The 12,865-nt window shown below is 56.3% G+C and carries 9 protein-coding genes and 1 pseudogene; 7 read left to right on the top strand and 3 right to left on the bottom strand.

The annotated features are described in order from the left end of the window. Positions 1 to 737: 737 nt before the first annotated feature. The 3 genes from AC07UR_RS06775 to AC07UR_RS06765 all read right to left on the bottom strand — a co-directional run bounded on the left by AC07UR_RS06775 (position 738) and on the right by AC07UR_RS06765 (position 5,641). Positions 738 to 2,510, bottom strand: a complete 1,773-nt coding sequence (locus tag AC07UR_RS06775; protein WP_209789405.1) for a hypothetical protein — start codon at positions 2,508 to 2,510, stop codon at positions 738 to 740. Positions 2,511 to 2,767: 257 nt separating this feature from the next. Continuing rightward, on the bottom strand, positions 2,768 to 4,300 hold the full coding sequence (locus tag AC07UR_RS06770) for a site-specific integrase (RefSeq protein WP_209789404.1): 1,533 nt from the start codon (positions 4,298 to 4,300) through the stop codon (positions 2,768 to 2,770). A 30-nt stretch (positions 4,301 to 4,330) separates the two neighbouring features. Then, complete coding sequence (locus AC07UR_RS06765) at positions 4,331 to 5,641, bottom strand: tyrosine-type recombinase/integrase (RefSeq protein ID WP_209789403.1); 1,311 nt, start codon at positions 5,639 to 5,641, stop codon at positions 4,331 to 4,333. A gap of 286 nt (positions 5,642 to 5,927) precedes the next feature. On the opposite strand from AC07UR_RS06765, the pseudogene AC07UR_RS06760 reads away from it, so the two are divergent. The 7 genes and pseudogenes from AC07UR_RS06760 to arsH form a co-directional block, all read left to right on the top strand. After that, positions 5,928 to 6,278 (top strand): annotated as a pseudogene (locus AC07UR_RS06760) (arsenate reductase/protein-tyrosine-phosphatase family protein); the annotation flags it as partial. Positions 6,279 to 6,449: 171 nt separating this feature from the next. Next, positions 6,450 to 9,437 carry a RelA/SpoT domain-containing protein gene (locus AC07UR_RS06755; protein ID WP_209789402.1) on the top strand — a complete coding sequence of 996 codons (2,988 nt, stop codon included), beginning with the start codon at positions 6,450 to 6,452 and terminating at the stop codon, positions 9,435 to 9,437. Between the two features lie 276 nt (positions 9,438 to 9,713). Beyond that, positions 9,714 to 10,067, top strand: a complete 354-nt coding sequence (locus AC07UR_RS06750) for an ArsR/SmtB family transcription factor (RefSeq protein WP_209789401.1) — start codon at positions 9,714 to 9,716, stop codon at positions 10,065 to 10,067. 49 nt (positions 10,068 to 10,116) lie between these two features. Continuing rightward, positions 10,117 to 10,644 (top strand): arsenate reductase ArsC, encoded by a 528-nt coding sequence (locus tag AC07UR_RS06745; protein ID WP_209789400.1) that lies wholly within the window; start codon positions 10,117 to 10,119, stop codon positions 10,642 to 10,644. After that, positions 10,644 to 11,717: an ACR3 family arsenite efflux transporter gene (gene arsB, locus AC07UR_RS06740; protein ID WP_209789399.1), complete on the top strand. Its 1,074-nt coding sequence runs from the start codon at positions 10,644 to 10,646 to the stop codon at positions 11,715 to 11,717. The genes AC07UR_RS06745 and arsB overlap by 1 nt, the downstream gene beginning before the upstream one ends. Continuing rightward, complete coding sequence (arsC, locus tag AC07UR_RS06735; RefSeq protein WP_209789398.1) at positions 11,714 to 12,142, top strand: arsenate reductase (glutaredoxin); 429 nt, start codon at positions 11,714 to 11,716, stop codon at positions 12,140 to 12,142. The genes arsB and arsC overlap by 4 nt, the downstream gene beginning before the upstream one ends. Beyond that, positions 12,117 to 12,842, top strand: coding sequence for an arsenical resistance protein ArsH (gene arsH, locus AC07UR_RS06730; protein ID WP_209789397.1), 726 nt, complete (start codon positions 12,117 to 12,119; stop codon positions 12,840 to 12,842). Before arsC ends, arsH begins: the two co-directional genes overlap by 26 nt. The last annotated feature ends 23 nt before the right edge of the window (positions 12,843 to 12,865 follow it).

Here is a 12,865-nt window from a genome sequence, read left to right as displayed (position 1 = left end):
GTCTCGGGCGAGATCGTAGCCGCGCCTTGCGTCCGGGCTTGGGGATGGCTCCTCCCCACTTTACGCGTATCTGGCGGCTTGCGGCTCCAAACGGGAGCAGAATCCGGAAAAATGTTCCCGACCCAAAGCATGGACGGCGAGCAAATGTTACTCAGAACGATGGCGTGCACAAATTGGCCGACGCGGTTAGGCGGCACGTCGACGTCACCGCCACGAGATTGATGTAGACCACTCTATCGCGGACGGCGCTGGCCGCAGCGTGACGGACCGATCATCGGCTTCGGAGGCATTAAGGAAAGGTCGCTGATAATTATAGATTCTCTGAGCGATTAATTGGTCTGAGCGGTTGATCCAAGAATGCTTCATCAAGATTTCTTGTGCTGGCGTTTATCGCCCAACGAGCAAATTTTTCGAGAAGGACGTCTCGAACCGCCTCAAGCTCGATGACCTTTTGCTCTAGCTCCAGGATCCTTTGCTGCGTGCTTGATAACGGCTTGGCGACTTTATGGTGACCTCGGGTCTCACGATATGCGGCGTAGGCCGCTTTGATCTCGGTAAAATTGTTTAGCGCTTGCCTCGAGTACAGGTTGCCAGTTTCAGTTGCCACTTGCCGACAAAGCGCTTCCCAGGTAAGGGCCCCGTTCCAAGCCCTTACGATATCAACAATTCGTGCAACGCGAGCAGCGTCAATTGCTGGACTTCGGCGTCGTGCCCGCCGCCTTTTCGCGGCTAGGCGTTTAGTCATCGGCGGTTCTGGTAAGCAGAGTCGAATGGGCTGACGCAAGTGCAGGTCGCTCCATTCCTTGGTCAAGCATCGCTTGTTCAACTACCGAATAGCGGTCAGATTTGGACAGGCGGATAATCGAACCATCTGGAATTTGGGGGTCAGAGAGCGCGGCGTGCAATTGCTCGAGGCGTATGATGTGTTGCCTATGGGCCGTAGCCCATTCGATAGCCCCCTCGTACTCCTTCATCACTCCCGCTTCCGCCTCGATTAGGCTTCTTTGAGCGTGCTGCAAAGCCGTCGAGACGCGTTCCAGATGGTGTGGATCAAGGCCTTTGACGCAAGAGTGTTCGGTGCAATGCAGACATTCCATAAACCTGGCACACGGCGATGATGCGAAATCATGTTCGCAAAAACCGAGATCGGTGGAATGCCCCTGAATCGCTCGGGCTGCTGCCTCCGTTCTATTAACTGGCGAGTTGATCGTTACGCCCCGGCCGTCAGCGGAGGAAGTTTGCTTTTCTCTCATACGTATGGAAGCTAGCACTTCATCCGGCGTACGATGGTCGTAAGCCGCGTTTTGACGAATATCCTTCCGTCCACTCCATGCAGCAATTTCAACTTCAGACAAGCCACCGGTCTGGGCAAGCGTGTTCAGATAGTGGCGGAGCTGGTTCGTCCGTATCGATACGGGGTGCTCCGGCGTCGAAAGCCCCAGACGGATAAAGATCCCTTTGTGCGGAAAATGGAAGTTGCGTTGTACATTGTTATAATCAAGTAGAGTTATCATGCATCGCCACCGGACACTGCCTTCGTACCCGAATTCATTCCGGTGGACCACTGTAAGAGCCTGGCTGTACTTCAGCCCGGTAGGTCTGTCCGCAATCGGAAAATCTCTGGGAAGCAACCCTAGTATTTCCCGCTCTATGTCCTCGAAACGATAGATATACATTTTTTGTCCGCTTGGTGACCGAGCCAGAACGCGTGCAATTTTTCGGGACTCCGCCCATTCAGTCGCACTGCCTTTTTTGGTAAAACCAATAATCTGTGAAAGCTCCGCGGCTGACAAAGATTGTCCCCGGAGGTGGGCGCAATCATCCGGCAAGTAAAGTTCAGTAGGATGGTTCTCGTACCATAATGCAATATGGCGTGCTTCGCCGGTGGCGGCTCTGATGCGATCGATCGCAGTTCTCGCCAGGTCAGTCATGACACCGGGGATCGTCTTCTCAAAGTCACGGTAGCCCTTCGATCCTGCCCAACGGAGCAGATGACCATCCTCGCCATCAACTAGAGGCTTGATCTCGCAGTCCTCAGGCAGTGCAAAGACCTCGTTCACTCGACTTGGGGCGCAGACTAAGAGAGCCATCACCGATGCCAGGATAACGTCGCCCGGCTTCTCAGCGAGCAGGAAGGCTTGTGGAAGAGCGTCTATGGCGTCCTGAGACGGTAACAATTTAGCGCGACGCTCATCAGCTTTCCCGCTCAAATGCAAACGTTGTGACGGCCATGGATGGCCATGTTGCCAAGCAACTGGAGCATTCACCGCCAGCTTCTTATCTCTGAGAAACCTTGACAAAGGAGCGAGACACACACCAACCCTCGAAGCGTATCCCCCCGCTTTTCTTGCGCTTGCAAGTGACACGGCATGATCGAGGATGTGCGCATTGATCGAGCACAAATCTGCGATCAAACCTTTATCTTCAAAGGCTCGAAGTAATTCACGAAGCGCAATCAGGTGGGCCACTGGAGGGCTGGTATTGGCACTGGTCACGGCAGTATATCGCATATAGGCTCTGCATTGCTCTCCGAACGGTTCGGGGAATGCACCGCCGAGTACTCCATGCCTGGGGCCCACTCGAGTGAAGTTAAGTAGGCTGCTCTTGTGTCCTCGACGTCGATAGTGGCGACTAACATCCCAGGTGCTCGCCTCAAACCGCAGATCTGCCCCGAACACGGTTAACTCGTGGCGACAGAATTTTACGAATTCCGCCATGTTTTCAGCATCAGACTGGCCGGATTTCGGTATGAACGGTATGAAGTCACTCATTCGGCTGCGCCTGAAGCCATAAGCTGGCACTGGCGAACAACTTCGGCGCACGCAAGAATAGTGTCGTCAAGCGATTGAGCGACAATCAGAGAGCCCTCGGCCGCCATTTTTTCACGGCGCGCTAGAAGGCTTTCCAGGATGGCCCCATGAGGACCATCCTGCCAAGGATAGAACAATCGGCATGTGTAGCAGGCTATTGGCCTCCCGAGGCCGCAAAAGCCAAATTTGCCACAGCCACCAACATCAACGGGCGCTCCCGAGTCGCCAACGCCAAAAACATGCCTTTGCACGCGGACTTCCTGGTCATTGATCCGGTTCTGAATTGAGCCGGCAAACCGCTGAGCAAGGGGTGCAAGCAAAATCGCCACCTTTCGGTCGATATTCTGGAGAAGTTCTGACCGGATTTCGATGTAGTGATGCGCCGCCCTCAAGGATGTATGATCGAGGAGAACGGCGATTTCCTCAAGCGAGCAGCCCGCTTGAGCCGCTCGAGTGCCTAGTGTTCGGCGGGCCCGCGTGGCATGCGCATTGATAGCCTCGCCGGTTCTTTCTGATTTGACCTGCAGGCTCTCCATAACGTTGATGATGCGCGTCGCTATCGATCCAGAAGTTGGCGCAACAGGTATTCCGCCGCCGATATAGAATGTGGATTTAACGTGATTTGCTGGAAACAGCGGCACTTGATCTGGATGCTTTAAGCCGGCGTCTTTCGCCTGTTTCCGAACAAGACGTGCCTGCGCCTCTATTACGATCCCAATGTCTTCGACAAGAGGACGATCAGTGAACTGGGATCGATGCCTCCCGCCCCTTTGCTTGGCACGTGGAACAGATAGCACATACTCAACCGCTCCATTCACTTCCCTTGCCTTGAAGTCACCGACCATGAGACTTGCTAGTTGGACGGGTCTTGGCGCGATTGCCCCGCTGAGCAAACAAATGGCATAGTTGCAAAGTGAAAGCGTTCCAGTAGCAAATTTTGCGTGGAGGGCTTTGTACAATCCATCGTACTCGATGTTGGTGTAAGCTCCCATATAGGGGTCTCGCAATCGGACTGCCTGCGCCCGTTTGCGCGATTTTCTCGGCATCTCGGCGGCTGTTACAAAGGCTGCATGCGAGATGCCCGGAATAGTGAGCTTAGACCAGAGACGCACGGCGCAATTTGCGTCTCCGGACCGATAGCGATGTTCTTGGGCCAGTGATCCACCAAAGTTCAACAGGTGCGATGGCAGTATTTCAGTCGACGTGCTGTCATAACTACCCACATACACCAATAGGCTCCTGACCTGCTGGTACATCCAATGGACCGTATTTGGACTCTCGGCGAGAAGGAGGGTGGATATAAATTGTTTGAAGCTCGCAGTCAGGTCTGGTGAGACCCGGAGATCGTTGAAGTGGAAGTGCTTTCTTCCGGTCTCCGTCACAATGCACCAATGGTCGAGTAGGGGCGAATACCTAAAGCCATCGCGCGTGATCGCCTCTTCTGGCAACCGGTCCCTGGGTGAGGTTCGAAGCAAAACAGTTTTCTCCATAGGATTAAGTCAATGGGACTATGCCGACCTCTAGCTACGTGGGTCCCGTTCTGAGCGACGCTTCATGAGACTTGTTTGCATTTCGCGACTGTGTTCATCTGCCTTCGCCTTCGTTCTGCGCTTAACGTAACGAGCCGGCATGTTCGATTTGGCCGACCACCCCATCAGCCATATCCTCTCCCTCAATTCGTCCTCCGATTTCATTCCGATGGTGTCTGCATAGTCGGAGAAGTCTTCGTTCCACTGATGGCGACAAGTGTGCGGAGTGGCGTCGCCCAAGTCGGGAAAGTTCTCTCTCAATGTCGCGAACAATCGGGTTACCGCGCTGAGTGAGAGCGGTTTTCCACTTTGTGAAACGAACAAAAAGCTGTGCTTTCGCGCAGCTTCGATTTTGGAACGAGCAGCCAGATACTCTTCGCCGAGCTTCGTCAGAGATTCGACCAAAGGTGCGAGCCGTTCGAACGTCTTTGCTGCCGGCTGCCTTCGGCGCGGATCTCGTTTATTGTCCTGCCTGCGTCGGATCTCGCAGTAGCGCTTGACCCGATTAAAATCAGCAACCAAGAGGCCTAGAAGTTCGCCCTTGCGCATTCCTGTCCCAATAAGCCATTGAACGATTGTCCAGTTGCGTAGTTTCACGAATGGGCTGGTCCATGGATTTTCTGGACTGGAGGGATCGGCAACTGCCAGCAGGCGGTCTCGAGCACCTGGAATGAAGCTGGAACGGCCCTTTGAGCTTGCAGAGGGCCCTCTCTCTTTCACTTGTTTTAGGATGCCCGCCAATCGTTCTTCATAAACATGCGAACGAGAGAATGCGTCACCCGACCACTCATCCTGGAACCGCGCCTTCTGTCTTTCGCCAAGCCACCGTAGGTAGCTGCATACATAGTGCAGCCTGACTGACGTCGTCTCTGCTGCCACCGTTTTCAGCCGCTTTGCCCGAGGTAGGCGCCGAAGAAGAGCAGAGGCGTTCCGGGCGCGACCCCTTACAGCGGCCCGAGTTTTCGTCTTCTTCTTGACCGTCTTCCGTATGTCGTTGAAGGGCAGGCAAGCGAGCGTTGCCAAAGCCTCTAATTCGCCGACACTGAAGAATGAGCCTGTTCGGACACGCTCAAGTAAGTCAATCTCATACAGCCAGCAGAACAGGTGGATGAGCATTGCTCCTCGAAGTGCTTGCTCGACCGTAGAGGCACTCTTTTGGCGATATCTCGTCAATGCCCAAACCGCCGGATCGAAATATGGAACTCCCTTTCCGTCAAGGAGCATAGGACACCGCTCTCCGTCTGCGAAGACCACCAGTTCGATCCGCGCTTGGAAAGCACTTCCTTTGACCAATTCATTCATACGACCAGTCCCAGCGTCGAGCTATCGCCATGGCCGATGGCTAGTTCGTCCGGCCGATCGGCGGAGCCTGCGATTATTTCGACGCCCTCATGTTGCGTCGTTCGGGAGTGGACATTAGCGAACCGCATAGATCTATGTCGATCGGCAATATTTGTGGAAACGAAAATATATTCTTAGCTTTACTAGGATGAATGTGATACACGCCAATCAATACTAATTGTTGACAATAAAGACTCGAAGCCGAATCCTTGCTTTTACGTTAATACATCTGTTGACCGCCTCTTGGCAGTCCATCCTCAATGCCGAGTGCAATGGCCGCCTCCGCGCCTATTCCGCTGGCAGCAATCCAAAGCGCGTGGTCAACCCTCACGCCATCAAAGAGCTTGAGGCACTGGGGTATCCGTCCAAGTGGATTTCCTCGAAAAACTGAGACGTCTTCGCTGAGCCAGGCGCACCACAGATGGATTTCATCTTCACCGTCTGTGACAGCGCGGCTGGTGAAGCCTGCCCGGTCTGGATTGGTCATCCCATGACCGCGCATTGGGGTGCCGAAGACCCGGCAGCCGTCGAAGGCACCGAGATCGAAGTGCAAAAAGCCTTCGCTCAGACCGCACGGTTCCTCAAGAACCGCATCTCAACATCTATAAGGGGTGTTGATCACAGTACGCAGCCATAGACAAGCTATGTGCCAGCATCCGGACCGAGGAGATCGGCGGACAAATGAAATCTGTGGGCAAGGGCGCTGCAACTGTGACGAGCAACTCGTCGCCATCGCTCAGGGCTTGTAGGGTTGCATCGGAGGCCCCGAATGAACATAGACGAGTACGAGCGTTCGCATTTCGCCCGGTATCAGCGTTTCGCCGAGACAGTTCGTCTGATCCTTGAGAGGGCCATTAGTGCCACGGGGGATCTGCCACGACCGGTATCCATCCAATCTCGGGCGAAGACGGCCATGAGTCTTCGCAAGCGCTTGGAGGAAGCCGGCATTATTGATGCGGACGTGTCGGCGGTGCGGCGGGACCTCGCCGGCGTTCGCCTCATCTTCTATACGAACAATGACGTCAACCGTTTCCTGAACTCCAGCATCGTATTTGATAATTTCGACGTTGATCGCGCAGCGACCAAGATTCATCACCCCTTGCCGGAGAATGACGAAACCCGCTACCGGGCGGTTCACTACACGGTGTCGCTCAACGAAGCCCGCTCCGTACTCCCGGAGTACCAGGAGTTCGCCGGCCTTCGATGCGAGATACAGATCCAGACTATTCTCATCCATGCGTGGGCCGAGACGTCGCACGACATCATCTACAAGGTCGATGACCGCCAGGAATTTGGCACCGAGGCGTTGACTCAGATCAAGAAGCGGTTCGACCGGATTATGGATCAGTACCTCGTGCCCGCGGGCTACGAGTTCCAGCGCGTCCAGCAGGACTACGAGCGCCTCGTGGCAGGCAAAGAGCTTTTCGATCAGAAGCTTCTTGAATCCTTGAGGAATGCTTCCAACAACAACGATCGTCACCAGTTCGTCACATCACTGGGGGACGACCTTCTTCCGCTCTATGACGACGTACCGTCGATTTTCCCAGAAGTGCTCGACGTCCTCGTTGAGGCAGCTATCACGGCTCGGGTTACGCCAGTACAGCCGATCGAAACCCCATTTTCCAGCTACAAGGGCTACGAAGCTAGTGACGTGACCGAAAAGGCCGTCGAGATTATCGACCGGTTCCGCTACACCGCAATCGAGGAGTGCTTTCAAGCTCTGCAGAAAATCTTTGCCGACGAATCGAACGAGCGCATCAGAACGAAGATCTCCGAGACCGTCGGCCGCCTCGCTCAATACAATCTCCAGATTTGGCATCAAGTCGGGTCAGAGGTGCAGCGCCGGCTCGCTTCGGTCATGAAAATGCAAGCGGTGGTGCCATCAACAGTTCGTCCGCTGTTTATCGAGACATGGAATCAGATGCTGGACGCGGAGGCGACGGGAAACGAATGGACCGCCGATGCGGTATCAATTCAGTTCGGGGAAGTTCCGATTGATCAAGTACATGAGTTGAGGCAGACCGCGATCTCAGCCCTTTTCGAGTTCTTCGAACAAGCCGGCTCAGACCAAGAACGGCGCAAAATTTTCCACGCTCTTGAGAACGCCAAGCGACCGGCAAATCGCGGAGACTCAAACCCTGACTTCCAGCGTCAATGCCTCATCGATCATAAGCGAATAATCGACTTCCTTGCGGCGAGAGCCCCCTCTCTTTCGTATGAATTGCGCGAGACGATCGAACACTCGCTGCTCTACGATTACCATCACGCCATACCGTTGCTCGGCACGACGGGCGCTGCGCTCGGTTGCCAGCATCAAGCCACTGAACTCACGCTGGCGATCAGAACCATTCGGGATGCCTTCAACGAAGACCCTACGTATTTTCGGTACAAGATCCTCGTTGGATACGAAGGCGTCATGGCATGGCAATGGGATGAACCGGAGTTCGATCCGGAAAGGGTGGAATCCTATCGGGACGAACAAAGCACTGCCATGCTCGGCGAGGTTACCGACGAAACGCAGGAAGATTGGTTGCGGTTTCTCGAACGTTGCGCTGCGACAAAGTCGAACGACCTCGCAACTTTTCCCAAGCTTGGCCAATTCATTGTCAACTTGGCGAAGCGGAACCCCAGCATCGCCGAGTTCATGCTCGACAATGCCAACGATGATCTGCTGCGTTTCCTGCCGGGCTTTCTAAACGGGCTGTTCCAGGGAGCCGACCACGAACTCTACCGGCGAGTCCTTACTACCTTCCTCGCTAAGCCGGGACATCTGTCCGCCATCGCCTTGCATTGGCGCGGATCGTCCCCGGACGATCCCGACACGCTCGCCCAGTTGCTGCATCGCTCGCTTGAAGAAGATGACCGCCAGGCGATCGCCGAATGCGCGGTGTTTGTCATTCGGGAATTTCCCGACAAGGTTCCTCCACTCGATGTCGTTTTCCGACCGGCGCTCCGGCACTTCATCAACAATGCGGATCCAAGCTGGATCCGGAACGCGTGGCTCCCAACGAAGACGCCGTTTTTCGATCAGCTCGATGCGGTCGACGCGGATCTGATCCTTGAAAGCCTTCTGGAATTGACCGAGCTGTCTTACGATGCCGAACGACTCGTGTCGTATGTGGCAGTTGGATACCTTGAGCGTGTCTGGGAGTTCCTCGGTAGGCGTTTTGCACATCCAAGAGAGGAAAGCGGGGACCATCGCTTCGAGGCGGTTCCATACAGGTTTCAGCTTCTGACGCGGCGGCTCTCCTCGAACGCTGAGCTGGCCCTGAACAAGACGCGGTCTTGGTTTGATGCAGATTCATCGCTTTTTGCATTTCGGGGCGGAAAGGTTCTTGCCCAGATTTTCCCTGCGTGCGCAGCGGACATCTCCGATGCATTGATCGCACGGGTCACGGCCGGCGACGAAGACGACGCGCGGTTCGTTCTCGGTGTGATGCAGAACTTCCACGGCGAACCCTCAACCCATGCGGTATTGAAGGCTCTGCTCGTGAGCTTTCCGGAGAGCGATTTTGTCCGTTCGGGCGTAGCAAGGAGCATTCAGAACACTGGCGTCGTGCATGGCGAGTTTGGTTTCGTCGACAGCCTCAGGGAAAAAAAGACGCTGATCGAGCCCTGGCTGAACGACGATAGTGTTGTTGCGGATTTTGCGAGGCAGCAGATCTCTTCGATCGAACGTGAAATCCTTTCGGAACAACGTCGTGCCGAGGAACGCAACGCTTTGCGGCGGCTTGAATTCGGCGAGGATTTGTCGTGACGCAAGTGATTTCGCTCGCGAGCCGCGCGGGGGCAAATCCTTGACGACCAATGTCCGGATGAAAGACTGGCACAGTTCTAGCATTTCCGTCATCACCGACGAGGACATCATTGATGTTCCGGAAAGAGGGCTGAACCCAGTTGGAAGGAAGCCTTCGCCAGACGAACGCGCGGCATATTCTGGTCGTTATCAACTAAACTCATTCCAATCGTTCCGTGCAGGCGTCCGAGTCCCGTACACGTTGACGACCTCCGTAATATCCATTAACGTGGATATATGGATACAAATTTAGCCATTGCCGCGCTCGCCGCTCTTGCCCAAAGCACCCGTCTCGACACGTTCCGGCTCCTCGTCAAGCACGAGCCTGACGGTCTGCCCGTCGGCGAGTTGGCGAAAACCATCGACGTGCCGCAAAATACAATGTCTGCGCATCTCAAGATACTGACGCAGGCTGGCCTGATCGCCGGCGAGCGGCATAGCCGTTCAATCGTCTACCGCGCAAACCTTGATGTCTTCCGGGAGTTGACGTTATTCCTGATCAGAGACTGCTGTGGCGGCAACGCGGAGATTTGCACCCCACTCATTGCCGAACTCATGCCCTGCTGCCCGCCCGCAAAGGTGACCGCATGAGTTTTCGTAACTCTCAGAACCCGGATCAACACCACTAGGGACAAGGACAATGTCTGACCGCGTTTATAACGTGCTCTTCTTGTGCACGGGCAATTCCGCTCGCTCTATTCTCGCCGAATCCATCCTCAACAAGGAAGGTGGCGGCCGCTTCAGGGCCTTCTCCGCAGGCAGCCAGCCAAAGGGCGAAGTCAATCCTCACGCCCTCAAGGAACTTGAGGCACTCGGATATCCGTCCATGGGGTTTTCCTCGAAAAGCTGGGACGTCTTTGCTGAGCCAGGCGCACCACAGATGGATTTCATCTTCACCGTCTGCGACAGCGCGCACGGCGAAGCCTGCCCGGTCTGGATCGGACATCCGATGACCGCGCATTGGGGTGTCGAAGATCCCGCGGCCGTTGACGGCTCTGAGGTCGAAATCCAGCGCGCCTTCGCGACCGCCGCCCGGTTCCTGAAAAACCGGATCATGACTTTCCTCAGCCTTCCGCATTCCTCCATCGACAAGCTTGCGCTCGAACAGCAACTGCGCCAGATCGGCCAAATGGAAGGCTCCACTCAGCCCCAGGCAGAGGCAAGCTGATGTCCTCGTTTGAACGATACCTCACCGTCTGGGTGTTTCTCTGCATTCTCGTCGGCATTGCGCTTGGACATTTCATGCCGGGCGTCTTCCAAGCGATCGGCGCGGCGGAAATCGCCAAGGTCAACATCCCCGTGGCCGTCTTCATCTGGCTGATGGTCATTCCCATGCTGTTGAAGATCGACTTCGGATCCTTGACCAAGGTCGGCAGCTACTGGCGCGGGATCGGCGTCACCCTGTTCATCAACTGGGCGGTCAAGCCGTTCTCCATGGCCCTGCTCGGATGGCTGTTCATCGGCTGGCTCTTCAGGCCACTGCTTCCCGCCGACCAAATCGATTCCTATATCGCCGGCCTGATTATCCTAGCTGCGGCGCCTTGCACGGCCATGGTCTTCGTCTGGTCCAACCTCACCAAGGGCGAGCCCCATTTCACCCTATCGCAGGTGGCTCTCAACGACGCCATCATGATCGTCGCGTTCGCTCCGATCGTCGGCTTGCTGCTCGGCCTCTCGGCCATCACCGTGCCGTGGGACACGCTGATGATCTCGGTCGCACTCTACATCCTCATCCCCGTGGCGATCTCGCAGGTCGTGCGCAAAATCATGATGGCCGACGGCAGCACGAAGGCCCTCGATGGGCTCCTGGCCAAGCTGCAGCCACTCTCGCTTGTGGCGTTGCTGGCAACCTTGGTCCTGCTGTTCGGCTTCCAGGGCGAACAGATCATCGCCCAGCCGACCATCATCGCGCTGCTTGCCGTTCCGATCCTGATCCAGGTCTACTTCAATTCGGGTCTCGCATACCTGTTGAACCGCATGTCCGGAGAACAGCACTGCGTCGCGGGACCGTCCGCACTGATTGGGGCATCGAACTTCTTCGAGCTTGCCGTCGCGGCGGCGATCAGCCTGTTCGGCTTCCAGTCGGGTGCCGCGCTGGCAACCGTGGTCGGCGTCCTCATCGAAGTGCCGGTGATGCTGTCCGTCGTCTGGATCGTGAACCGTTCCAAGGGCTGGTACGAGGCAAGCCCATCCGTCGCCAGAAACACCGTCGCCGATAAAGCGATTACCGAAAGGGCATGACCATGGACGTCACCATCTATCACAATCCAGCCTGCGGAACGTCCCGCAACACACTCGAAATGATCCGCAATGCGGGCATCGAGCCGACCATCATCGAATACGTGACCGAACCACCGACGCGCGACCAGCTCGTGCGGATGATTGCCGATGCGGGGCTCACCGTTCGCGAGGCGATCCGCGAGAAGGGCACGCCCTATGCGGAGCTCGGCCTCGACAACCCGGAGCTGACCGATGATCAGTTGCTCGATGCCATGCTGAAGGATCCAATCCTGATCAATCGGCCGTTCGTGATCACGCCGATGGGAACGCGCCTATCCCGCCCGTCCGAGGTGGTCCTGGAGATCCTCCCCGACACCCACAAGGGCGCCTTCACCAAGGAAGACGGCGAGAAGGTTCTCGATGAAGGGGGGCGTCGCATTGTCTGATCTTCTCGCCGCCGACCTGCGCCATCTCCAGAAGCCTGATGTCGACACCCTCAGGCCGCAATTTTCGACGCATCCGCCACGCATCCTGATCCTCTACGGGTCGGTGCGCCAGGTCTCCTATTCCCGGTTGCTGGCCGAGGAGGCCGGGCGGTTGCTGGAGCATTTCGGGGCTGAGGTGCGCTTCTTCGATCCCTCCGGTTTACCGCTCCCGGATGATGCACCCGTGAGCCATCCGAAGGTCCAGGAACTCCGGGAGCTTTCGGCATGGTCGGAGGGCCAGGTCTGGGTCAGCCCGGAGCGCCACGGAGCCATCACCGGGATCATGAAGGCGCAGATCGACTGGATCCCGCTGTCGATCGGCTCGATCCGACCGACGCAGGGGAAGACCCTCGCCGTCATGCAGGTGTCGGGCGGTTCGCAGTCCTTCAATGCCATCAACTCGCTCCGACTGCTCGGGCGTTGGATGCGGATGATCACGATCCCGAACCAGTCGTCGGTCGCCAAGGCCTACCAGGAGTTCGACGGAAACGGGCGCATGAAGCCGTCGTCCTACTACGACCGCGTGGTCGACGTCTGCGAGGAGCTGATGAAGTTCACGCTTTTGACGCGCGACGCGTCGGCCCATCTCGTCGACCGCTACAGCGAGCGCAAGGAAGATGCGGAGAAGCTCGAAAAGCGGGTGAACCTAAAGGCGATCTGAGCCCGTCGGGCCCGCCAGCGCTG

It is taken from the genome of Ensifer sp. GW821-FHT05G01 (genome assembly GCF_059419585.1).
The sequence above is the reverse complement of the archived record's forward strand: the minus strand, read 5'-3'. Positions and strand labels throughout refer to the sequence as shown.